Source organism: Streptomyces cinereoruber, from assembly GCF_009299385.1.
GTDB lineage: Bacteria > Actinomycetota > Actinomycetes > Streptomycetales > Streptomycetaceae > Streptomyces > Streptomyces bikiniensis.
Window position 1 is genome coordinate 5,737,944 of sequence record NZ_CP023693.1, and the last position, 22,076, is coordinate 5,760,019.

18 protein-coding genes and 1 riboswitch are annotated in these 22,076 nt (G+C 74.6%); of the genes, 12 read left to right on the forward strand and 6 right to left on the reverse strand.

Annotated elements, in window-relative coordinates; translation table 11 throughout:
* Positions 1-285 precede the first annotated feature (285 nt).
* Positions 286-446, forward strand: a riboswitch (cyclic di-AMP (ydaO/yuaA leader).
* A 13-nt stretch (positions 447-459) separates the two neighbouring features.
* Both CP977_RS25930 and CP977_RS25935 read left to right on the forward strand, forming a co-directional pair.
* On the forward strand, positions 460-1,230 hold the full coding sequence (locus CP977_RS25930; protein ID WP_062751844.1) for a M23 family metallopeptidase: 771 nt from the start codon (positions 460-462) through the stop codon (positions 1,228-1,230).
* A 210-nt stretch (positions 1,231-1,440) separates the two neighbouring features.
* Positions 1,441-2,124: a GntR family transcriptional regulator gene (locus CP977_RS25935; protein WP_062751843.1), complete on the forward strand. Its 684-nt coding sequence runs from the start codon at positions 1,441-1,443 to the stop codon at positions 2,122-2,124.
* A gap of 147 nt (positions 2,125-2,271) precedes the next feature.
* Here the strand turns inward: CP977_RS25935 and CP977_RS25940 are convergent, their stop codons facing one another.
* Complete coding sequence (locus CP977_RS25940; RefSeq protein ID WP_030222698.1) at positions 2,272-2,553, reverse strand: HPr family phosphocarrier protein; 282 nt, start codon at positions 2,551-2,553, stop codon at positions 2,272-2,274.
* A 175-nt stretch (positions 2,554-2,728) separates the two neighbouring features.
* Here CP977_RS25940 and CP977_RS25950 point away from each other — a divergent pair, with 175 nt between their 5' ends.
* The 4 genes from CP977_RS25950 (at position 2,729) to CP977_RS25965 (ending at position 8,432) form a co-directional block, all read left to right on the forward strand.
* Positions 2,729-5,830: a bifunctional acetate--CoA ligase family protein/GNAT family N-acetyltransferase gene (locus CP977_RS25950; RefSeq protein WP_208421224.1), complete on the forward strand. Its 3,102-nt coding sequence runs from the start codon at positions 2,729-2,731 to the stop codon at positions 5,828-5,830.
* 98 nt (positions 5,831-5,928) lie between these two features.
* Positions 5,929-6,525 carry a DUF5998 family protein gene (locus CP977_RS25955; protein ID WP_062751842.1) on the forward strand — a complete coding sequence of 199 codons (597 nt, stop codon included), beginning with the start codon at positions 5,929-5,931 and terminating at the stop codon, positions 6,523-6,525.
* The gene (locus CP977_RS25960) at positions 6,525-7,730 is read left to right on the forward strand and encodes an alkaline phosphatase family protein (RefSeq protein ID WP_152370891.1); all 1,206 of its coding nucleotides are present in this window, start codon (positions 6,525-6,527) and stop codon (positions 7,728-7,730) included. The genes CP977_RS25955 and CP977_RS25960 overlap by 1 nt, the downstream gene beginning before the upstream one ends.
* A 51-nt stretch (positions 7,731-7,781) precedes the next feature.
* Positions 7,782-8,432 (forward strand): thymidine kinase, encoded by a 651-nt coding sequence (locus CP977_RS25965; protein WP_062751840.1) that lies wholly within the window; start codon positions 7,782-7,784, stop codon positions 8,430-8,432.
* A 76-nt stretch (positions 8,433-8,508) separates the two neighbouring features.
* Here the strand turns inward: CP977_RS25965 and CP977_RS25970 are convergent, their stop codons facing one another.
* The 3 genes from CP977_RS25970 to CP977_RS25980 all read right to left on the reverse strand — a co-directional run bounded on the left by CP977_RS25970 (position 8,509) and on the right by CP977_RS25980 (position 11,502).
* Positions 8,509-9,006 carry an RICIN domain-containing protein gene (locus CP977_RS25970; protein ID WP_062751839.1) on the reverse strand — a complete coding sequence of 166 codons (498 nt, stop codon included), beginning with the start codon at positions 9,004-9,006 and terminating at the stop codon, positions 8,509-8,511.
* 188 nt (positions 9,007-9,194) lie between these two features.
* Complete coding sequence (locus CP977_RS25975) at positions 9,195-10,196, reverse strand: ArsR/SmtB family transcription factor (protein WP_183953394.1); 1,002 nt, start codon at positions 10,194-10,196, stop codon at positions 9,195-9,197.
* 637 nt (positions 10,197-10,833) lie between these two features.
* Positions 10,834-11,502, reverse strand: a complete 669-nt coding sequence (locus tag CP977_RS25980) for a TetR/AcrR family transcriptional regulator (RefSeq protein WP_152370892.1) — start codon at positions 11,500-11,502, stop codon at positions 10,834-10,836.
* Positions 11,503-11,675: 173 nt separating this feature from the next.
* Between CP977_RS25980 and CP977_RS25985 the strand changes: the two genes are divergently transcribed.
* From CP977_RS25985 to CP977_RS26000, 4 genes are all read left to right on the forward strand, one after another.
* Positions 11,676-12,305, forward strand: coding sequence for an isochorismatase family protein (locus CP977_RS25985; protein ID WP_152370893.1), 630 nt, complete (start codon positions 11,676-11,678; stop codon positions 12,303-12,305).
* Between the two features lie 190 nt (positions 12,306-12,495).
* The gene (locus tag CP977_RS25990) at positions 12,496-15,162 is read left to right on the forward strand and encodes a YfhO family protein (protein ID WP_229991762.1); all 2,667 of its coding nucleotides are present in this window, start codon (positions 12,496-12,498) and stop codon (positions 15,160-15,162) included.
* A gap of 148 nt (positions 15,163-15,310) precedes the next feature.
* Positions 15,311-16,276: a glycosyltransferase family 2 protein gene (locus tag CP977_RS25995; protein WP_062751836.1), complete on the forward strand. Its 966-nt coding sequence runs from the start codon at positions 15,311-15,313 to the stop codon at positions 16,274-16,276.
* A 3-nt stretch (positions 16,277-16,279) separates the two neighbouring features.
* On the forward strand, positions 16,280-17,656 hold the full coding sequence (locus CP977_RS26000) for a polysialyltransferase family glycosyltransferase (protein WP_152370894.1): 1,377 nt from the start codon (positions 16,280-16,282) through the stop codon (positions 17,654-17,656).
* A gap of 94 nt (positions 17,657-17,750) precedes the next feature.
* Here CP977_RS26000 and CP977_RS26005 read toward each other — a convergent pair whose 3' ends face one another.
* On the reverse strand, positions 17,751-18,521 hold the full coding sequence (locus CP977_RS26005; RefSeq protein ID WP_062751834.1) for a VOC family protein: 771 nt from the start codon (positions 18,519-18,521) through the stop codon (positions 17,751-17,753).
* A gap of 162 nt (positions 18,522-18,683) precedes the next feature.
* On the opposite strand from CP977_RS26005, the gene CP977_RS26010 reads away from it, so the two are divergent.
* Positions 18,684-19,511, forward strand: a complete 828-nt coding sequence (locus CP977_RS26010) for a sulfurtransferase (protein ID WP_152370895.1) — start codon at positions 18,684-18,686, stop codon at positions 19,509-19,511.
* Positions 19,512-19,587: 76 nt separating this feature from the next.
* Here CP977_RS26010 and sepH read toward each other — a convergent pair whose 3' ends face one another.
* Positions 19,588-20,646 (reverse strand): septation protein SepH, encoded by a 1,059-nt coding sequence (sepH, locus tag CP977_RS26015; protein WP_079130996.1) that lies wholly within the window; start codon positions 20,644-20,646, stop codon positions 19,588-19,590.
* 451 nt (positions 20,647-21,097) lie between these two features.
* Here sepH and CP977_RS26020 point away from each other — a divergent pair, with 451 nt between their 5' ends.
* Entirely contained in the window at positions 21,098-22,051 is a 954-nt protein-coding gene (locus CP977_RS26020) for a hypothetical protein (RefSeq protein ID WP_152370896.1), read from the forward strand.
* The last annotated feature ends 25 nt before the right edge of the window (positions 22,052-22,076 follow it).

A 22,076-nucleotide genomic window follows, 5' to 3' on the forward strand; every position in this document is an offset into this window, starting at 1 on the left:
ACCCTGTCCGGCCGGCGGCCCACCGCTGCCGACCGGACGGGCGGACCAGCGAGCGGACGGAGGGCCCCGGCGTGACGGAACGTCAGGGCCCTCCGCCCGTCCGTGCGAGTCCCGTACAGGGGTCGCACGGAAACTCCCCGGTGAATTGTCCGGATTTGAGGCAAGCGTGATCATCTGCCCTGTGGCATGCCTTACAAAAGACCATGTTCGGTTGGTGATCGACTGGCGGTCCGCATAGCGTCGGTGCGGCTGTTCGCCAGTTGCACCCGCCGCGCCCGCGGCACCGGACAGTCATCGCCGAGTCCCCGTCAGGCGCGAGCCTGGGGAGCCGGGGACCCACAGTCCCTGGGGTGAATCGGACGCCTTCGCCCGGTGCGGAGGGGCCCGTAGGAGACCTTCCTGCTCCGAACCCGTCAGCTAACCCGGTAGGCGAGAAGGAAGGAAAGGAACAACGTCTTCATGGCGTTCACCCGTGCCACCGGGAAGCATCGTGGTTCGAGCCGGATGGGGCGCCGCAGCGCGGGCATCGCCGGCGCGGCGACGCTCGCCACCACCGGCGTCATCGGAACCCTCGCCTCTCCGGCGCTCGCCGCCGACACGGACAACCGCTCCCCCGAGGACACCGGCCTCACCAAGGTGATCGCCGAGGACTCCCTCGTCGACCGGCTCAACGCCCAGGCCGACGCCCAGGACCGCGAGGCCTTCGAGGCCGCCGCCGAGCAGAAGGCCCTGGCCGAGGCGAAGCGCAAGGCCGAGGCCCGCGCCAAGGAGATCCGCGAGGAGCGGGCCCGCGCCGCCCGCGAGGCCGAGCGCCGCCGCCTGAACTCCTTCCAGCTCCCCATCGCCGGCTCGTACGTCTCCACCGGCTACCAGACCGGCGGCTCGCTCTGGTCCTCCGGCAGCCACTCCGGCGTCGACTTCCACGCCGCCTACGGCAGCCGGGTCGTCTCCGTCGGCTCCGGCACCGTCGTCGAGGCCGGCTGGGGCGGCGCGTACGGCAACAACATCGTCATCCGGATGCACGACGGCACGTACACCCAGTACGGTCACCTCTCCTCCATCGGGGTGTACGTCGGCCAGACCGTCGAGCCGGGCCAGCAGATCGGCATCTCGGGCTCGACCGGCAACTCGACCGGGCCGCACCTCCACTTCGAGGCCCGCACGGGCGCCGACTACGGCTCCGACATCAACCCGATCTCCTACCTCCGCGCCCGCGGCGTCGCCGTCTGACCCGGCCTCCCGCGCGCCCCTGACCACCGGGGGCCCTCCGCGTCGCAAAAGCCCCGGCTCGTACTGAGCCGGGGCTTTTCGTCGGCCACAACGCGGTCATGGATTCCATGGGGGCATCGGAAATTCCGGCGGGCTGCAATAGAGTCGCGGATCAGGCGCAGAACAGGCGCCGCTCGAATTGTCTCGCGCGGACCAAGGCGGAGGTCGGACATGCGCATTCCCGCGCATTCGGTATGCACGGCGATCCGGGACGACATCGTCTCCGGCGTCTTCGAGCGGGGCAGCCGGCTGACCGAGGAGCAGCTCGCCCGCCGGTACGGGGTCTCCCGCGTCCCGGTCCGCGAGGCGCTGCGCACCCTGGAGTCCGAGGGCTTCGTCCTCACCCGGCGCCACGCGGGCGCGCACGTCGCCGAGCCCACCGAGCAGGAGGCGGCCGACCTGCTCGACATGCGGGCGCTGCTCGAACCGCTGGGGGCCGCCCGGGCCGCGCAGCGGCGCACCGACGCCCACCTCAAGGTGCTGCGCGGCCTGGTCAGGCTCGGGCAGGAGCGGGCCAGGCGCGGTCAGGGCGAGGACCTGCGCTCGCTCGGCGGCTGGTTCCACGAGACGCTCGCGCAGGCCTCCGGCAGCCCGCCGCTGACGGCGCTGCTCACACAGCTCCGGCACAAGATCGCCTGGATGTACGCGGTCGAGCAGCCCGAGCGGCCGGTGGAGGCCTGGGCCGAGCACGGCGCGATCGTGGACGCCGTGGCGCGCGGCGACGCCGAACGGGCGAGGGCCCTCACCGCGCTGCACGCGGAGCGCTCGATGTCGCTGCACCGGCTCAAGAGGCCGGAGCGGGGGCGTGTGAGGGTTTCGCAACACGTCGTCAACACGACGAGCGCCCGGAATTAACACGCGCACCGTATACAAAGAATAGGAATTGCGCGGGGTTTTTCGTGCTGCCCGAAAACGGGGGGGCGTGGGAACGGAAAGGCGAAAGGATGTGGCCGTCGGAATTCCGACGGCCACACCCTTTCGAGTGCGGGAGGCGTAAAGGGGTCAGACGGTCTCGGGAAGCTCGTCCAGGCCCTCGGCGACCAGCTTCGCGAGGCGGTCCAGCGCGGCCTCGGCGCCCTCGGCGTCCGACGCGAGCACGATCTCCTCGCCGCCCTGCGCGCCCAGGCCGAGCACCGCGAGCATGGAGGCGGCGTTCACCGGGGTGCCGTCGGACTTGGCGATCGTCACCGGAACGCCGGAAGCCGTGGCGGCACGGACGAAGATGGACGCGGGGCGGGCGTGCAGGCCCTCGGCCCAGCCGACGTTGACGCGGCGCTCAGCCATGGTGTTGCCCTTCAAGTCTCAAGCGGGTTGTCTAGACCAGTCTCTCACGGGATGCGAGGTGCTCACGCCGACCTCCGGCCCGGACCGGACCGCCTCTCGGCTCCCCCCACCTTGCAACGCGCACCCCCACCGCGCGACCGGTGCTCCCGGCGCGTCCCGGCCGTAGGCTGACCCCATGCAGAGCGCGTCGGAGCAGTCGGAAGCGACGGAACCGCAGGCGGAGCCGGCACGGCCGGCGCCACCGGAGCACGCCTACCCCGACCACTGGGAGGCGGACGTGGTGCTCCGCGACGGCGGCACCGCGCGCATCAGACCCATCACCACCGACGACGCCGACCGGCTCGTCAGCTTCTACGAGCAGGTCTCGGACGAGTCGAAGTACTACCGCTTCTTCGCCCCCTACCCGCGCCTCTCCGCCAAGGACGTGCACCGCTTCACCCACCACGACTTCGTGGACCGGGTCGGACTCGCGGCGACCGTCGGCGGCGAGTTCATCGCCACCGTCCGCTACGACCGCATCGACGACCGCGGACTGCCCGCCTCCGCCCCGGCCGACGAGGCCGAGGTCGCCTTCCTCGTCCAGGACGCGCACCAGGGGAGGGGCGTCGCCTCCGCCCTGCTCGAACACATCGCGGCGGTGGCCCGCGAGCGGGGCATCCGGCGCTTCGCCGCCGAGGTGCTCCCCGCCAACACCAAGATGATCAAGGTCTTCACCGACGCGGGCTACACCCAGAAGCGCAGCTTCGAGGACGGCTCCGTCCGGCTCCACCTCGACCTCGAACCCACCGACCGGTCCCTCGCCGTCCAGCGCGCCCGCGAGCAGCGCGCCGAGGCCCGCTCCGTACAGCGGCTGCTCACCCCCGCCTCCGTCGCCGTGGTCGGCGCCGGCCGCGCACCCGGCGGCGTCGGCCGGACCGTCCTGCGCAACCTCCTCGGAGCGGGCTTCACCGGACGCGTGTACGCGGTGAACGCCGCGCTCCCCGCAACCGGTGGCGACGGCGGCGGACCGGTCGAGCTCGACGGGGTCCCCGCGTACCGCTCCGTCGGCGCCATCGGCGAACCCGTGGACCTGGCGATCGTCGCGGTCCCCGCCGAACGGGTGCCGGAGGCCGTCGCGGACTGCGGCGAGCACGGCGTGCGGGGCCTCGTCGTGCTCTCCGCCGGATACGCCGAGAGCGGGCCGGAGGGCCGCGAACGGCAGCGCCGGCTCGTCCAGCAGGCCCGCTCGTACGGCATGCGGATCATCGGCCCCAACGCCTTCGGCATCATCAACACCGCCGACGACGTGCGGCTCAACGCCTCGCTCGCGCCGCAGATGCCGGCCGCCGGGCGGATCGGGCTCTTCACCCAGTCCGGCGCGATCGGGATCGCCCTCCTCGCCGGACTGCACCGGCGGGGCGCCGGGCTCTCCTCCTTCATCTCGGCCGGCAACCGCGCCGACGTCTCCGGCAACGACTTCCTCCAGCACTGGTACGACGACCCCGGCACCGATGTCGTCCTCCTCTACCTGGAGTCGATCGGCAACCCCCGGAAGTTCACCCGGCTCGCCCGCCGCACCGCCGCCGTCAAGCCGGTCGTCGTCGTCAAGGGCGCCCGGCACAGCGGCAGCGCCCCGCCCGGCCACCGGGTGCCCGTCACCCGCGTCCCGCACGCCACGGTCTCCGCGCTGCTCCGGCAGGCCGGGGTGATCCGCGTCGACACCGTCACCGAGCTCGTGGACGCCGGGCTGCTCCTCGCCGCCCAGCCGCTCCCCGCCGGGCCCCGGGTCGCGATCCTCGGCAACTCGGAGTCGCTCGGCCTCCTCACGTACGACGCCTGCCTCACCGAGGGGCTGCGCCCGCTGCGGCCCCTCGACCTGACGACCGCGGCGGTGCCGGCGGACTTCCGGGACGCGCTGGTGGCGGCCCTCGCGGACGAGACCTCCGACGCGGTCGTCGTGACCGCGATCCCGTGGGTCGGCGAGGACGGCGCCACCGAGTTCGGCGACGGCGAGGTCCTGGCGGCCGCCCTCCGCGAGGCCGTCGCCTCCGCCCCCGCCCCGGCGAAGCCGGTCGTCGTCGTCCACGTCGAGATGGGCGGCCTCGCGGAGGCCCTGGCGGCGGCGACGAGCACGAGGCCGCCTGCGGCGGGGCGGGGGGCCGGGGGCGGTACGGGTACGGCCGGGGGCGCGGGTACGGGGGTCGGGCCCGTTGCGGTCGCCTCCGTGGGGGAGAACCGTTCCGCCGGTCCTGCCGCACCTGGATCCGCCACGTCCGGGTCCGTCGCACCTGAATCCGCCACGTCCGCGCCCACCGCACCCGGCCCCGTGCCGGCGACCGCGCCGCCCGCCGCCGAACCCGCGCCCTCCGTACCCGTACCCGGACACGTCACCGAACCGGCGCCGCCCGGCCCGGTCCGGGAGGCCGGGCCGGTCACCATTCCCGCCTATCCCGCCGCCGAGCGGGCCGTGCGGGCGCTGGCCGAGGCCGTGCGGTACGGGCAGTGGCGGCGGCAGGCGGCCGACCCCGGGCGGGTGCCCGAGTACGAGGACATAGACGAGACCGGGGCCGCCGCCCTGATCCGGCGGGTGCTCGGCGGCGCGGACGCGCGGGGCGCCACCCTCGGCACCGACCAGGCCGGCGAGCTGCTCGCCCGGTACGGGATCACCGTCCTGCCGACCCTGCCCGCTCCCACGCCCGACGCCGCCGTCGCGGCCGCCGCCCGGCTCGGCTACCCCGTCGCCCTCAAGACCACCGCCCCGCACCTGCGCCACCGCCCCGACCTCGGCGGGGTCCGGCTCGACCTGGCCACCGAGGAACAGCTCCGCACGGCCTACGCCGAGCTGACCGAGGTCCTCGGCAAGCCCGAGGAGCTCCAGCCGGTCGTCCAGGCGATGGTGCCCCGGGGCGTCGACACCGTCGTCCGCTCCGCCATCGACCCGGCCGTCGGCGCCGTCCTCTCCTTCGGCCTCTCGGGCGCGGCCTCCGAACTCCTCGGCGACACCGCCCACCGGCTGGTCCCGGCCACCGACCGGGACGCGGCGGAACTCGTCCGCTCCCTCCGGACCACCCCGCTGCTCTTCGGCTGGCGCGGCTCCGCCCCCGTCGACACCCCGGCCCTGGAGGAACTCCTCCTCCGGGTCTCCCGGCTCGTCGACGACCACCCCGAGGTGGTCGCCGTCTCCCTGGAACCGGTGGTCGTCGCACCCCGCGGCCTCTCCGTCCTCGGCGCGACCGTCCGCCTGGCCCCGCCCCCGCCCCGCACGGACCTCGGCCCGCGCAGCCTGCCGAACTACTGACGCGGGGAGTCCTATGTCACAGCCCCCGCGCTCCCCCGCGACCCCGCCGTCCCCGCAACCGGCCGAGCCGTCCTTACCCGGGGCTTAGGATGGAGTCCATGGCGAAGACCGGTACGACGACCCAGGGGCTGCGCGCGGCGATCGAGCGCAGCGGCTACTACCCGGCCCTCGTGGCCGAGGCGGTGGAGGCCGCCGTCGGCGGCGAGGCCGTCGCGTCGTACGTGGTGCACCAGGAGACCACCTTCGACGCGAACGAGGTCCGCCGCCACGTCACCGTCCTCGTCCTGACGCCGAACCGCTTCATCGTCAGCCACACCGACGAGCAGGCCGCCGACACCAGCTCCCCGACCCCGTACGCCACGACCTCCACCGAGTCCGTGAAGCTCGACCGGATCTCGTCGGTCGTCGTCAGCCGCGTGGTCGCCAACCCCGAGTCGTACACGCCGGGCACCCTGCCCCGCGAGGTGGTCCTCACCATCGGCTGGGGCGCCGTCTCCCGCATCGACCTGGAGCCCGCCGCCTGCGGCGACGCCAACTGCGACGCCGACCACGGCTACACGGGCAACTCCACCGCCGACGACCTCAGCCTGCGGGTGAGCGAGGCCGGGGACGGTCCGGACACCGTCCGGCAGACCCTCGCCTTCGCCCAGGCGCTCTCCGAAGCCACCGCGGCCACCGCCGCCCCCGCCCGCTGATGGCGCAGCCCACCGCGGTGTCCCAGGGCTGGCCCGACGACCCGGTCCCGCTCGCCCCGGAGACCGCGCCGGTGCCCGAGTACGCCACCGGCTCCCTCGGCGACCTCCTCCCGACGCTCGTCGCGGGCCAGGGGGTGCCCGGCTTCACCCCCCGGATCGCCGAACTCGCCCCGGCCGACCGGAACTGCGTCTTCCTGATCGACGGGCTCGGCTGGGAGCAGATCAAGGACCACCCGGACGAGGCGCCCTACCTGACCTCGCTCCTCGGCTCCTCGCGGGGCGGCACGGGCCGCCCGGTCACCGCCGGCTTCCCCGCCACCACCGCGACCTCGCTCGCCTCCGTCGGCACCGGCCGCTACCCCGGCACCCACGGGCTGCCCGGCTACACCGTGCGCAACCCCGACACCGGCGAGCTGATGAACCAGCTCCGCTGGAAGCCGTGGACCGCGCCGCGCGCCTGGCAGCCGTACCCCACCGTCTTCGGGCTCGCCCACGAGGCCGGGGTCCACACCGCCCAGGTGTCCTCCCCGATCTTCGAGCAGACCCCGCTCACCCAGGTCGCGCTCAGCGGCGGAACGTTCCACGGGCGGCTCTCCGGCGAGGAGCGCATGGACTTCGCCGCCGAGCAGCTCGCCGCCGGCGACCGCTCGCTGGTCTACACGTACTACAGCGAACTCGACGGCGCCGGACACCGCTTCGGCATCGACTCCGACGCCTGGCGCGGCCAGCTGATGTTCGTCGACCGGCTCGTGCAGCGGCTCGCCGAGCAACTGCCGCCCCGCTCGGCCCTGTACGTCACGGCCGACCACGGCATGGTCGACATCCCCTTCGACGAGCAGCACCGCATCGACTTCGACGAGGACTGGGAGCTGCGCGCCGGCGTCGCCCTCCTCGGCGGCGAGGGGCGCGCCCGCCACGTCTACGCCGTGCCCGGCGCCGAGGCGGACGTCCTCACCTGCTGGCGCGAGGTCGTCGGCGAGCAGTTCTGGGTCGCGAGCCGCGACGAGGCGATCGCCCTCGGCTGGTTCGGGGACGAGATCGACGAGCGCGTGTACGGACGGATCGGGGACGTCGTCGCGGCGGCCCACGACGACGTGGCCATCACGGCCTCCGTCAACGAGCCCCACGAGTCCGCGATGACCGGCATGCACGGGTCCATGACCCCCGCCGAGCAGCTCGTCCCGCTGCTCGAAGTGCGCTTCTGACCCCCTCCGCCCTCCCCTCTTCTCCACGCCCCGAAAGGTCCCCGCCCCGTCATGCCCGAGCTGGTCTTCTTCTCCGGAACCATGGACTGCGGGAAGAGCACCCTGGCGCTCCAGATCGCCCACAACCGCGACGCGCGCGGCCTCCAGGGCGTGATCTTCACCCGTGACGACCGGGCGGGCACGGGCAAGCTGTCCTCCCGGCTCGGCCTGGTCACGGAGGCGGTCGAGGCGCCGCGGGGCATGGACCTGTACGCGTACCTCGTCGGCCAGCTCTCCCAGGGCGGCAAGGCCGACTACGTGATCGTGGACGAGGCGCAGTTCCTCGCCCCCGAGCAGATCGACCAGCTCGCCCGCATCGTGGACGACCTCGAACTGGACGTCTTCGCCTTCGGCATCACCACCGACTTCCGCACGAAGCTCTTCCCCGGCTCGCAGCGGCTGATCGAGCTGGCGGACCGCATAGAGCAGCTCCAGGTCGAGGCCCTGTGCTGGTGCGGCGCCCGGGCCACGCACAACGCCCGTACCGTGGGCGGGGAGATGGTGGTCGAGGGCGAGCAGGTCGTGGTCGGCGACGTGAACCGCCCGGCGGAGGAGGTCGGTTACGAGGTCCTCTGCCGCCGCCACCACCGCAAGCGGATGACCGCGACCTCGGCCCGCGCGGGCGCCCTCTCCCCGGACGTCCTCCCCGTCAACCACGCCTGACGCACCTGCCCGGCCGGGGAGGGGATCCGCCGACCCCCGTCCGACGGCTCCCCTCCCCGGCCGAGCAGGTCCCGGCTCAGCGCCAGGTCTGGTTGCGGCCGCCGTTGCACCGGATCGTCCGCAGCCCGAACTCGCTGTCGTCCAGGCACTCGCCGGTGGCCTGACTCTGGAGGGTCACCTTGTCGCCGCTCTTGTGCGGGAACCAGCTCTGCTCGCGCGACGAGTCGCAGGTCCGGGTGTCGAGCGTGACGCCGTTGTCGTAGAGGCACTCGTTGGTCGCGATGTTCCGGAGCTGACGGGTGCCGTCGTTCCACGCGCGCACGTTCCACTGCTGGTGGACGCCGCCGTTGCAGCCGTATCCGCGCAGGCCGTACTGGCGGCTGTCGTCGAGACAGGACCCGGTGGCCATGTTCGCGAACGTCTGGATCACGTCGGCCGTGCGCAGGACGCCGACGTCGGTGCCCGCCCCGGCGTGGGCGGCCGGCTGGGCCCCCACCGCCGTGGTGCCGGTGGCCAGGAACCCGGCCGCGGCCAGAAGCGCGAGGGCCCCCGTGCGGAAGGAATGCGAACGCATCTCTCTTCTCCTCTCGTCGTGCCGCCGCGAGCGACTCCGGCGACTCCGCGCCGGCCGGACCCGGTGACACACCGGTCGATGCGTGGCGTGGCCGGTCGGCGCGGGCCCACCGTAGGTTCGGGACCGGTGAGGGGGCCAAGCTTTCGAGCCCCGTCGAAACCACCGGTCCGTACCCGGCCGGTGGCCGGTCAGAGGAGGCGCGAGCCCGGCTCCAGGAGGGCCATGCCCATCGACGTCACGGTGTGGAGGACCGCCTTGCCCTCGCGCCGGGTGGTGATCAGGCCGGCCTTGCGGAGCACCGAGGTGTGGTGGCTCGCGGTCGCCGGCGAGATGCCGAGCCGGCGCGCCAGATCGGTGGTGCTGCGACCGTCCGCCGCCGCCTCCAGGACGGCGGCGCGGGTCCGCCCCAGCAGCTCCTCCAGGGCCTGACCGGTGGACGCGTCGCCGCCGTCCCACAGCGTGCCGCAGGCCACGGCGTCGGTGACGGTCGGGACGGCGAGCACGGGGGCCTCGTCCGGATCCAGTGCGGGATGCATCAGTTCGGCCCGCCGCGTGGAGAACACCGTGGGGGCGATGACGAGACCGCGCCCGTTCAGGTGCACGTCCGCCTCGTACGGATGCTCCAGTTCGAGGACCGGCGGCCGCCAGCGCAGCACCGGGCCGCACAGGCTCTTCAGCAGGTGCTCGACCCCGCCCTCGGCCATCGCGTTCACGTACGCGGCGCGGACCTCGGCCAGATGCGCGCGCACCCCGTCCCAGTACGGGGCGACGGTCACGCTGTGGCAGGCCCGGAGGGCCGTGGCGACCTGGAGCCACGTCTCGCGGTCGCCGTCCACCAGGTTGCGGGCCCAGGTGCGGTGCGCGGGACGGAAGCGGATGTTCTCGAACTCGGCGCGCAGCAGGGCGGGAGGGGCGCCGAGCAGCCGGTCCAACGCCTCCTCGATGCACGCCGAGTCGCCCGCCAGGCTCCGCACGTCGACCTCGGGGCCCAGGGGCGGCAGCAACGCGACGAGGGGCCGCGCCCGTTCGTCCAGGCGCCCCCGGACCGCGACCTGCCAGCGCCGGAAGGCGGGGCCGGCGTCGGGGGCCCGCAGCAGCTTCACGCTGTCGAACGTCTCGGCCGCCGTACCGATCGACGCGGCCACCCGGGTCCGCATGAGGTCCTGGGCCGTGAAGTGGATCCGTTTCACCGAGCGTTCCGTTCCCGTGTTCCCGTGCGCACACGTCAGTCTGGGATCCGGGACGGTGGCCGCACAACGCCCGATCAGGCCAGGTGCCTTCGGCGGGGAGCCGGGGGCAGGAGGGGAGCGGAAGTTCTGCTTTCCGGGTGCGTCCCAGTCCGCGGTCGCTGGTCGTCCAGGCCCGCCGGACAGGGGAACCGCACCAGCATCTGCACGGCGTGGCTCCTCCTCCGGTGCCCTTCCAGATCCCTCCCGCCGTGGCGCACTTCGAGAACCGCCTGGCCGAACAGGACGGGATCACCCGGGCCGTCGAGGAGCACACCGGCCGGGCCGCTGGTCGTCGTCACCAGCCGGGGCCGGCTCCACGACCTCGACGGCGTGGTGAGGGTCGAGGTGCCCGTCGAGCCGCCGGCGGTGGAGGACGCCGTACGGTTGCTCGGGTACACCGTGGACCACCCCCGGCCGAGCGCGGAGCCGGACGCCGCGTACGAGGGCCTCGGGCCGGAGGCGCACGGCTCTACCGCCTGCTCTCGTGCTGCCCGGGCGGACCTCCTCGTGGCGAACCGTCGTCCTCGACGGCGAACTCCGGACCGGGCACCAGGGTGAACCGGACGGCGACGAGCACGGCCCGCTGCCCGCAAACGGTTCATTCCGCCGGAAACGCCGTCAATCGGTCGAGTGCGGCGCCGTTCACGGGCGCCGTCCCCGTCAGCGTCCCGAGCAGGGCCTGGGCCAGGACGGTCGCGGTGCCGATGCGGGTGTCCTCCTCCTCGGCTCCGGTGACCCGGTCGATCACGGCGTCCCGTACCGCCCGCGAGATGTCGGGCTCGCCGAAGAGTTCGGGGAAGGAGAGCGCCGTCATGCAGACGCCCACGTTGGCGGAGAGGATCGACTGGCCGGCCCGTTCGGGGGGCATGCGCAGGCGGCCGGCGTCGCGGCAGCGCTCCACGGCCTTCAGCAGGATCGCCTGGGCCTCCTTGATGGCCTGCGGCTTGGCGTCGCCCGTCGGCGTGAACATCAGGCGGTAGAGGTACGGGTTGCGCAGCGCGAACGTGACGTGGCTGTCCCAGGCCGTGCGCAGGTCCGCCACCGGGTCGTCGGTGAGCGGGTTCCGCCTCTTCTCGGCGAGGAAGCGCGCGAAGCCGATGTCGGCCACCGCCGTGAGCAGCCCCTGCTTGTCGCCGAACTGCCGGTAGATCTCGGGCATGCCGACCTTCGCCCGGTCGCAGATGGCCCGGGTCGAGATCGCCAGCGCGTCCTTGGTGGCGAGCAGTTCCTCGGTCGCTTCCAGGATGCGCTCTCGGGCCGTCGACATGCTCCCACGGTAGCAGCGCTAACAGGCCGGACCTGGGTGAATCCTCGTCCCTGAGCTCCGGGGCCGTAGCGGTGACCACATTCTTGTAATCATTGATTACGAGCTGTGTTAGCGTTGCAAACGTTCGCGGGCGGCCCCGCCGGAGCCGTCCCGCCCGACCGAAAGGAACCGCCATGACCGCGTCCACCACCCTGCGCGAAGTGATCGGCCTCCCCCAGGAGCCGCCGCGGCTGGGGGAGTCGGCCCTGATCATGATCGACTTCCAGAACACCTACCGCGCCGGCGTCATGCGGCTCGACGGGGCCGAGGAGGCCGTGGCCGCCGGCGCCCGGCTGCTCGCGGCCGCCCGCGCCGCCGGCGCGCCGGTCGTCCACGTCGTCAACGACGGCGGCGAGGGCACCCCGTACGACATCCGGGCCGAGATCGGCGCCATCAGCGACGAGGTCGCCCCGGTCGAGGGCGAGAAGGTGGTCGTCAAGCGGTTCCCCGACGCCTTCCACGCCACGGACCTGGAGGAGGTCCTGAAGGACCTCGGCGCCGGCGGCGACCTGATCCTCGCCGGGTTCATGACCCACATGTGCGTCCTGTTCACCGCCCAGGGCGCCTTCAACCGCGGCCACCGTCCGACCGTCGTCGCCGAGGCCACCGCGACCCGCCCCCTGGAGGCGCCGGACGGCACCCTCCTGTCGGCCGACGCGCTGGCGGCCGCGAGCCTGACGACGGTCTCCGACCTGTTCGGGACGGTGGTCCGTACGGTCGACGACATAGTGGACCCCGCCCCGGCCCCGACTCCGGTCTCCTGACGCGCCGGGCACCAGGCGGCGCCGGTCCGTACCGGTCGGCGCCGGTCCGCACCGGGAGTTCACCCAGGGTGTACCCGGACATCCCCCGTCGATCGTTCGAAGGTCGCCCGCCTCGGCGGTAATGACGTCCGGCCCGTGCGTGACGACCCCACCTCCGGGCGTTCCGCGCCGTACGACCCCTGGAGGACGCGTGCCCCCCGTCGCCGAGACCGTGCTCGACGAAGTCGAGGCCGAGGGCGGCGAGGACGCGGGACCCGGGCCCCGGACCGGCGCCCCGGCCCGGCGGGGGGCGCGGGCCGCGGGCGCCGCCGCCCTCCTCACCGCCGTGCTGTTCTGCCTCGCGACCGCGCTCTCCCGCAGCCACCCCTTCGGCCCGGTGACCAGGAACGTCGTCGACCTGGGCCAGCAGTACCTGCCGTACCACGCCTACTGGCGCTCCTTCCTCCGCGGCGAGACGCACGGCGACGCCTTCCTCAACTGGAACTCCGGCTTCGGCGCCAACTTCCTCGGCGACGTCGGCACGTACCTGAGCAGCCCCGTCGACCTGCTCGTCGTGTTCTTCCCGGCGGACCGGATCGAACTCGCGCTGTACGTCGTCACCGCCGTCAAGATCACCGCCGCCGGGGCCGCCATGGCGGCCCTGCTCCTGCGGCTGCGCCCCGGCCCCTGGCCGGTCGCCGCCGCGCTCGGCACCGCGTACGCCCTCTCGGGCTGGACCTTCAACTTCGGCTCCACCGTCCCGATGTGGCTCGACGGGCTCGCCGCCTTCCCGCTGCTCTGCCTGGTCGGCGAGTGGGCCCGCACCGGCCGCCGCCCCGTCCTCGGGCCGCTCGTCGTCGCCCTCGCCTGGATCGCCAACTTCTACACCGCGTACATGGCGACCCTCGGCGCGGCCGTCGTCCTCGCCGTCCGGCTGCTCACCGCCGAGGAGACCGCCACCGTCCGGCGGCGCCTCGCCGGGGCGCTGCGGGCCGCCCGGAGCGTCCTCGTCGGCGTCGGGCTCGCCGCACCGCTCGTCGCGGTCGTCTTCCTCGGCACGAAGACCGCCGACCCCACCCCGGAGGTCACCTTCGCGCCCGCGGCCTGGACGGACGTCCTCGCCCGGTTCCTGCCCGCCACCGCGAGCACGGCCAGCCCCGCCCTCTTCATCGGCACGCCCGCTCTGCTCCTCGCCCTCACCCTGCCCTTCAACCGGGCCGTCGCCCCGCGCGTCCGGGCCGCCCTGACGGCCGCCGTCGTCCTGGTGACGCTCTCCCTCCAGTGGGAGCCCACCCATCTGCTCTGGCACGCGGGCGCCTCGCCCAACGGCGTCCCGTACCGCCAGGCCTTCGTCCTGTGCGGCCTGCTGCTGATCGCGGCCTGGTTCTCGGTCGCCGGGGGAGTGCCCCGGCCGGCCGCGCTCCTCGCGGGCGGCGCCCTGCTCGGCGGCCTCGCGTGGGCGGCCCGGGGGAGCGTGGACATCGACCGGTGGACCTTCCCGGCCTCCGGCGCGGCCGTGCTCCTGGCGCTGATCGCCGCGCTCCTCGCCCTGGCGGCCGCCCGCAGGGAACCCTCGGGAGCCGTCGGCGGCAACCACCGGGACTCCACCGGTACCGCCCCCGAAGCGCCCACCGGCGACAACCGCGAGAACTCCACCGCCACCGCCCGACAGGACTCCGCCCGTACCGCCCTCAAGGCACCCGCCCGCCCCGCCCGCCTCCTGCCCGTCCTCGCCGTCCTCCTCCTCGTCGCCGCCCAGGCGGGCGAGGCGGCCGTCACCGGGAAGCGGATCGAGGAGCAGCAGCGCGCCGAGGTCGCCTGGTCGCCCCGGACCGGCCCCTGGCACGAGGCCGCGGCGCGCGAGGTGGCCCGCGCGGACGCCTGGCCCCGCCACCGCACCGACCCCGGGGAGGTCCCCGGCGGCAACGACGTCCTGCTCGTCGGCGGACAGGGCGCCGACCACTACAGCAGCCTCACCTCCGAGACGACCTCCCGCACCCTCGTCTCCCTCGGCTTCGGCGCCTACGCCAAGGGCCGGCACCCGGTCACCCTCGACAACCCCGTCACCGACGCCCTGTTCTCCGTCGGCACCCGGATGCGCTCGGAACCCGCGGAGCCGGTACGGCAGGACGCGCCGCCCCGCGCCACGGTCACCGCCACCACCGTCCCCGTGCCGCCCCTGGTCACCGTCCGCCCCTCGGCGCGACCGGCGGGCCCCTCCGGGGACTCCGCCTTCGCCCGGCAGGAACGACTGCTCGGCGCCTCCGTGTACGAGCTGCCCGCCCCCCGCCGCACCGGCCGCGCCCTCGCCGCCCACTGCCCGGCCGGCTCCGAAGTCTGGTTCTGGGCGCCCGAGTACCGGGGCACGGCCACCCTCGCGGGGCAGCGGCCCGTGAGGTTCGACGGCAAGCCGCCGGCCGTCAGCGCGGCCATGGGCGCCCTCGGCACCGTGCCCGCCTCCGGCGAGGTGCGGATCGCCCTCGACCCCGAGGGCAGGGCGCGACTGCCCCGGGAGCCGGTCGGCTGCCTGGTCCGCGCCCGGCTCGACACCGCCGTGGACCGGCTCACCGCCACCGGCGCCACCCGGGTCCGCACCACCGGACACACCGTCACCGCCGCACTCCCGCCGGGCAGTACGGGCGTCGCCGTCCTCGCCGTGCCCCGGATCTCCGGCTGGAGCTGCGCCGCCGGGGACGCGGACCTCCGCCCCGCGCGCGCGTACGAGGGGCTCGTCGCCGTCCCCCTCGACGGGCGGGCGGACACGGTCCACTGCTCCTTCCGGCCGCCGGGCCTCCGGCTGGGCGGCGCCGTCGGCGCGGCCGCGCTCCTCGCGCTCGCCGCGACGGGCGTCCTGCACCGCCGGCGGTCCCGCGGGTGACGGCCTCCGCCGACCTCCCCCGCTTTTCCGGGAGGACGGCGAACGTTCACCCGCCGTGCACGCACGGCTCGTTCGCCCGGAGAAGGGGAGCGTTACCGTACCCGCCGTCAACGGCGTTCCATCGTCCGATCCAGCATGGGGAAACCGAGTGCCGAAACTGTCCGTCGTCGTACCGTTCCACAACGTCGGGGCCTACGCCCCCGACACCCTGCGCAGTCTCGCCCACAACGCCGATCCCGCATTCGAGTTCCTGCTGGTCGACGACTGCTCGACGGACGACACCCCGGAGATCCTCGACCGCTGGCGCGACCGCCTGCCGAACGCCACCGTCATCCGGCACGAGACGAACCTGGGTGTCGCCCAGGCGCGCAACACCGGGATCGACGCGGCGCGCGGCGACTACCTCACCTTCCTCGACGGGGACGACTGGTACGCCCCCGGCCACCTGAGCGCCGCCGTCGCCGGAATCTCCCGCCTGGACTGCGACTTCGCCCGCACCGACCACGTCCTGTCGGAGGGCCGCAAGCGCCAGATCCGCTACGCCCCCGCCAAGCGGCGCGACACCGTGATGGACCCCAGGGACGGCATCGCGCCGGCCAGCATGGTGACGATGGTGGACTATCCCTTCGTCCCCTTCGGCATTTACAGCAGCCGCCTCTTCGAGAACGGCGCATCCCGTTTCGAAACGTCCCTGAGGACCGCCGAGGACCGCCTCTGGATCTGGCGGCTCCACCTCAAGGCCCGCACCTTCGCGGCGCTCTCCCTGCACGGCGTCTTCTACCGGCGGGGCGTCACCACCTCGCTCACCCAGATCACCGACAACCGGCAGCTGGACTTCATCCCCTCGTACGACCTCCTGCTCGACGACGTCTCCCGGGACGCCGAGGCGGACCGGTTCCTGCCGAAGGCGGTCCGCACGTACTGCGCGATGATCGCCTTCCACATGGGCAAGGTCGGGAAGTACGACCCCGCCGTCGCCGAACGGCTGCGCGCCGACGTCGGCGACGCGCTGCGCCGCATGCCGCAGCGGGTCCTCGACGAGACCCTCGCCACCATGGACACCCGCCGCGGCACCCTCCTCCGGAGCCTGCGCGAGACCGGAAGGACCGCCTGAACCATGGCCTCCGACACGACTCCCGGCGCGGCCCCCGCCCCGGACGCCCGCCCCGTCCAGGTCTTCCAGGTCTCCACCCTCTACGGCGCCGCCACCCTGGCCGCCGCCCTCGACGCCGGGCGGTTCGGGCCACGCGGGGACTCCCGCCGGCTCCTGCTCATTTCGCGCAACGCCGAGATCCCGGAGACCGCGCTGCGCCTGGAGGCCATGACCGGCTACGGCCGGATCGCCGCCCGCTTCGACGGCGTCCTCGACTGGAACGAGACGATCCACCCGTACCACCCCGCCGCCTGGGCCCCCCGTCCCGAGGAGGCCCCGCTCTGGCAGCGCGTGCTGCGCACCGCCTGGGACCTGGGCGACGCCCCGGTGGAGCTGGCCGTCGAGTCCATCCAGGTCAACCCCGCGAAGGCGCTCGCCGTCGCCTTCCCCGAGAGCTCCCTGCACGTCTACGCCGACGGCCTGATGAGCTACGGCCCCACCCGCAACGACCTCGCCCAGTCGGTCGCCTGCCGCGTCCGCCGGGTCCTCCACCTCGACCTGGTGCCGGGCCTGCGGCCCCTGCTCCTGAGCGAGTACGGCGTCGAGCCCGAACTCGTCCCCGACGACGCCTTCCGCGCCGTCCTCGCCGAGATCGCCGAGGAGGCGGCCGACGACCCGGCGCTCGCGCGGGCGGCCGCCGCCGGGCCCACGGCCCTCCTGCTCGGCCAGTACCTCGCCGCCCTGAGCCTCCTCACCGCCGAGGAGGAAGAGGAGCTGCACGTGCGGATGCTGCGCGGGGCGGCCGCCGCCGGACACCGCTCGATCGTCTTCAAGCCGCACCCGAGCGCCCCCGTCCGCTACTCCCGGGCCCTCGACGAGGAGGCGGAACGGACCGGCGTGCGCCTGACGGTCCTCGACGGGCCGCTGCTCGCCGAGACCTTCTACGAGCGGTGCAGGCCCCGGCTCGTCGTCGGTTGCTTCTCCACGGCGATGCTCACCGCCGCCGTGTACTACGGCGTGCCCGTCGCGCGCGTGGGCACGGCCGAGGTCCTGGCACGGCTCACCCCCTTCGAGAACAGCAACCGCATCCCGCTCACCGTGGTCGACCACCTCGTCGCGGACCTGGAGCGGGGCGAGGAGCCCGCCGTCCCCGGGCCTGCCCCCGCCTCGCTCACGCCCCTGGTCCGGGCCGTCGGCTACTGCATGCGGCACGGGAGCCACCCGGGGCTCCGGGAGGAGGCCGCCCGCTTCCTGGCCGCCCACCACGACGCCCCCGGCACCGCCCACCACTTCGACGCCGAACGGCTGACCCTGCTGGGCCTGCCGGGCGGAACGGCGGCCCCGGCCCCGGGCGCCGCGTCCCGGCTGCGCCGCAGCCTCGCGCGCAGCCGCCGCGGCTGAGCGACCGGGGCTGAGTGACCGCGGCTGAGCGACCGGGGCCGACCGGCCGCGGTCGCACGAGTACGCGGGCCGCCCCGGTCGGCGCCCGACCAGGTCAGCGCCCGACCGACCTGACCAGGGTGAAGACCGCGCCCTCCGGGTCCGCCACCAGGGCGAGCCGCCCCGCCGTGCCGTCGCGCGGCGGGGACAGGACCCGGCCGCCGAGCTCCACGACGAGCCGGGCGGCCGCGTCCACGTCCGCCACCTCGAAGTACGTCATCCAGTGCGGCCCCCGGTCCCGGGGCAGCGCGTCGCCGACGCCGTGCAGGGACGCCACGGGGGTTCCCTCCACGAAGAGCGTCGCGTAGTCGTCCCCGGGCGGGTCGGCCGGCTCCAGCTCGAAGCCGAAGACCGTCCGGTAGAACTTGCCGATCGACGTCTCGTACGTGAGGAGCTCGTTCCACACCGGGGTCCCCGGCGGTCCCGCCGTCGCCGTGCCGTGGTGCGCCTCGGCCTGCCAGATGCCGAAGACCGCGCCCATCGGATCGGAGCAGATCGCCATGCGGCCCGCCTCGCCGGCGTCCAGCGGGCCCACCGCGACGGTGCCGCCGCAGCCCCGGACGCCCTCGGCGGTCTCGTCGGCGTCCTCGGTGGCCAGGTAGGGGGTCCAGGCGATGCGCAGGTGCCGGTCGGCCGGCAGCCGGCCGATGCCCGCCACCTCCTTGCCGCCGAGCAGGGCGCGGACGTACGGGCCGAGCTGCTCGGGGCCGGGCACGAACTCCCAGCCGAAGAGCGCCCGGTAGAACTCCTGCGTGGCGTCAAGCCCGTGCACCATCAGGCTCACCCAACAGGGTGTGCCGGGTGGGCGCCGAGTCGCCTCGGTCATCGTCACCCTCTCCTCGGACCATCGTCGTGGCCGTGCCCCCGTCCGGCGGTGAAACCGGTGGTGGCGCGGTGCGCCCCGGACGCACCACGTCGTGGCGCGCTTCCGCGGGGAAGACGCCGGGTCCGTCCCGCGCGGCCGTGCGGCTGCGCGAGTATGGCATCCATGAAGCCCATCATCTCCGCAAGCGAACTGCTGAGCGAGTCGGCCGGGGCCCGGCCGCCGGTCCTCCTGGACGTCCGCTGGGCGCTCGGCGGCCCGCCCGGGCGGCCCGCCTACGAGGCCGGTCACCTGCCCGGCGCGGTCTACGTCGACCTGGACACGGAACTCGCGGGACCGCCCGGGAGCGGCGGCCGCCACCCGCTGCCCGACCCGGAGGTCTTCGGCGCCGCGATGCGCCGCGCGGGTGTCTCCGCGGACCGGCCGGTCGTCGTCTACGACGGCGGCTCCGGCTGGGGCGCCGCCCGCGCCTGGTGGCTGCTCCGCTGGGCGGGCCACCCGGACGTGCGGGTCCTGGACGGGGGCCTCGCGGCCTGGACGGGCGAGCTCACGGAGAAGGTCCCCGCGCCCGAGCCGGGCGACTTCCGGCCGGAGCCGGGCGCCCTCGGCCTCCTCGACGCCGACGGGGCGGCGGCGTTCGCCCGCTCGGGGCTGCTCCTGGACGCGCGGGCGGCCGAGCGCTACCGCGGGGACGTGGAGCCGATCGACCGCGTCGGCGGGCACATCCCGGGCGCGGTCTCGGCCCCGACGACCGAGAACGTCGGTGCCGGGGGCCTCTTCCTGGCCGCCGACGCCCTGCGGGACCGGTTCACGGCCCTGGGCGCGGCCGAGGGGACCCCGGTCGCGGTCTACTGCGGCTCCGGCGTCTCCGGCGCCCACGAGGTGCTCGCCCTGGAGATCGCGGGCATCCCGGCCGCCCTCTACGCCGGCTCCTGGTCGGAGTGGTCCGCCGACCCGTCCCGCCCGGTGGCCACGGGCCCGGACCCGCAGTAGGGCCGGACACGACGGGGCCCGCGCCGTAACCGTGGCGCGGGCCCCGTCGTACACCTCCGTCACCTCCGTACGGAGGTCAGTCCTGCTTCTTCCTCCGGGTGCCGAAGACGATCTCGTCCCAGCTGGGCACCGCCGCGCGCCGCCCCGGGCGGACGCCGTCCGCCTCGGCCTGGCGGTCCGTGGTGCCGGTGAGGCGGTCGCGGTGGCCCGAGACCGCGCGGGGCATGAGGACGTCGGCGTACGCGGCGCCCGCGCCCGCCGAGGCGGCCGGCGCCGGCGGCTCCTCCGCCTCGGGCTCCTCCACGGGCTCGGAGGAGTCCGGCTGCTCGGGCACGACCATGTCGCCCCGGAAGCTCGGCACGGCCTCCAGGAGGCTCGTCAGGGAGTCCCGCTCGTCCTCCGCCTCGGGCGGCGGCGCGGGGGCCCGCTCCAGCTGGCGGTCCAGGGCGCGGTCGAGCGGCCGGTCCCGGGGCAGCCGGGCGATGCGCGGCACGAACGGGAAGCTGGGCTCCGGTGCGGCGGCGATCGTGTCGTCCGTCTCGCCGATCAGGGCCCGCGCCTCGTCGTCCACGGCCTGGACGAGCCGCCGGGGCGGGTCGTACGTCCAGCTGGCCGTGTGGACCTCGCCCGCGACGCGGTAGACGAGCAGCACCTCCCAGGTGCCGTCGTCCCGCCGCCAGGAGTCCCACTGCACGGTGTCCTTCTCGGCGCCGCGCAGCAGCAGCCGCTCCTGCACCGCCTCGCCGAGCTGGGGGCCGCTGTTCTCCCCGGGCCTGCGGACCGGGGTCTTGCGGGCCCGCTCCGCCATGAAGGCGCGCTCCGCGAGCACGGGGCCCTCGAAGCGGCGCACGCGGTCGACGGGGATGCCGGCGAGCTGGGCGACCTCCTCCGCGGAGGCACCGGCTCGTATCCGCGCCTGGATGTCGCGGGGGCGGAGGTGGCTCTCCACCTCGATCTCGATCTGGCCGAGGCGCGCGCGGTCGTTGCGCACGGCGGCGCGGAGCCGCTCGTCGATCGGAAGTGTGTACTCCGTGCTGTCAGCAGCCTTCAGCACCAGTCGTGTGCCGTCGTTGGAGACGGCCACGACACGCAGTTCGGGCATGGGGACCTCCCGGGTGGTGCCTGCCGACGTCACGTGCGTCGCTGCTTCCGCTAGTCGAGTGTGGCCTGCCCGGGTGCAGCCTGCCACTACCTTGCCGAGTTGCCCGCGTGTCGGGCGTGGACCCTGGAACGCCGTTATGGCACGGTTACCCATCTGCTACACGGAGTGACTGGCGGTCACTCTGTGCAGCCGGTTCCCGTGCGATGCCGAGCGCCGCCGGTTCGAGTGCCGTCTCCGGCTCCCTTCCCGCGATCCCGGGCACCCGTGAGGGCGCCCGGACCCAGGTTTCGTCAATGTACTCCATTCGGGCCACCTGGGTGGACCGGCGCGCCGCCCAACTTCTCGGGCGGTGCGGGAGTTGAGTCTCCGCGCCCTTCCCCCGCGCGTGGCGCTCTTCACAGAAAGAGCGGAAACGGAACTATTCACTTCCCCCATTTGTCCCTTCTGGGTGCAAGGCACCCGGATGAGTCGGCAGGGGTTGGAGATGCGCCAGAGGTCGGAGACCGACACGGACGAGCCGAAGGAGGCGAAGGCGGAGGAGCGGGAGAAGGGCGAGGAGACCGGCAGGAGAAGGGTCGACCTGAGCGTGGCCCAGGTCTCGGGCAGCGCCCTGGCCGCGGTCATCGCCGCCAAGCTCGCTTCCACCCTCGGGGTGTACGGCACGATCGTCGGCGCCGGTGTGATCAGCGTCATCGCCACCTGCGGCGGTCCGTTCTTCCAGTACGTCTTCCGGCGCACCGGCGAGCAGGTCCGCGGCGCGACCGCCGCCGCCAGGCCGAGGCCCCGCCGGCTCCCGCTCGCGGCCCGGACCGCCGCCGTACCCCGCACGGACGACCCCACCCTGCTGCTCGCCACGGTCCCGCCGCCCCTCCCCGAGCGGGAGGAGTTCGGCGAGGCGACCGTCCACGGCACCCGGGTCCGGGGCTGGAAGCGCCCGGTGATCGCCGCCGCCCTGGTCTTCGGCGTCACCATGGGCGGCATCACCGCCTACGAACTGGTCGCCGGGGAGGACTTCGGCGGCCGGCAGGGGACCACCACCTTCGGCTCGGCCGTCCGGGGCGGCGGGCACGACGGACGGGACGCGCCGGACCCGGGCGGGGAGACCACGCCCGCGCCCTCCGGTTCCTCCGACGGCACCGGGCGGCCCGGGGACGGCACCCCCTCCGGCCCCGGCTCCACCCCGAGCGGGGACGGCCGGAGCTCCGGGCGGCCGGACACCGGACGGACCGGGACCCCGTCGGCCGAGCCGGCCCCGTCCCCGCCCACCGACGGCGGGACGACGCCCGCGCCCGTGCCGACCGGCCCCACCACGGGACCGACCGCCCCGACCGGGGAGCCGTCCACCGGCACGGGACCGACCGGGGCCCCGACCGCCCCGTCGGCCCCGGCACCGGAGGGACCCGACACCGGAACGGGCGCGGAGCCCGGAACCGAATGACGCCGCATCGGACGGGAACGGCCGC

What these genes read in the sequence shown, in the direction of transcription:
- CP977_RS25940 (WP_030222698.1), bottom strand. Translation starts at nt 2,553, where the DNA reads ATGGCTGAGCGCCGCGTCAACGTCGGCTGGGCCGAGGGCCTGCACGCC.
- CP977_RS26020 (WP_152370896.1), top strand. Translation starts at nt 21,098, where the DNA reads ATGCGCCAGAGGTCGGAGACCGACACGGACGAGCCGAAGGAGGCGAAG.
- CP977_RS25960 (WP_152370891.1), top strand. Translation starts at nt 6,525, where the DNA reads ATGGCGCAGCCCACCGCGGTGTCCCAGGGCTGGCCCGACGACCCGGTC.
- CP977_RS25935 (WP_062751843.1), top strand. Translation starts at nt 1,441, where the DNA reads ATGCGCATTCCCGCGCATTCGGTATGCACGGCGATCCGGGACGACATC.
- CP977_RS25950 (WP_208421224.1), top strand. Translation starts at nt 2,729, where the DNA reads ATGCAGAGCGCGTCGGAGCAGTCGGAAGCGACGGAACCGCAGGCGGAG.
- CP977_RS25955 (WP_062751842.1), top strand. Translation starts at nt 5,929, where the DNA reads ATGGCGAAGACCGGTACGACGACCCAGGGGCTGCGCGCGGCGATCGAG.
- CP977_RS26010 (WP_152370895.1), top strand. Translation starts at nt 18,684, where the DNA reads ATGAAGCCCATCATCTCCGCAAGCGAACTGCTGAGCGAGTCGGCCGGG.
- CP977_RS25985 (WP_152370893.1), top strand. Translation starts at nt 11,676, where the DNA reads ATGACCGCGTCCACCACCCTGCGCGAAGTGATCGGCCTCCCCCAGGAG.
- CP977_RS25965 (WP_062751840.1), top strand. Translation starts at nt 7,782, where the DNA reads ATGCCCGAGCTGGTCTTCTTCTCCGGAACCATGGACTGCGGGAAGAGC.
- CP977_RS26000 (WP_152370894.1), top strand. Translation starts at nt 16,280, where the DNA reads ATGGCCTCCGACACGACTCCCGGCGCGGCCCCCGCCCCGGACGCCCGC.
- CP977_RS25930 (WP_062751844.1), top strand. Translation starts at nt 460, where the DNA reads ATGGCGTTCACCCGTGCCACCGGGAAGCATCGTGGTTCGAGCCGGATG.
- CP977_RS25980 (WP_152370892.1), bottom strand. Translation starts at nt 11,502, where the DNA reads ATGTCGACGGCCCGAGAGCGCATCCTGGAAGCGACCGAGGAACTGCTC.
- CP977_RS25970 (WP_062751839.1), bottom strand. Translation starts at nt 9,006, where the DNA reads ATGCGTTCGCATTCCTTCCGCACGGGGGCCCTCGCGCTTCTGGCCGCG.
- CP977_RS26005 (WP_062751834.1), bottom strand. Translation starts at nt 18,521, where the DNA reads ATGACCGAGGCGACTCGGCGCCCACCCGGCACACCCTGTTGGGTGAGC.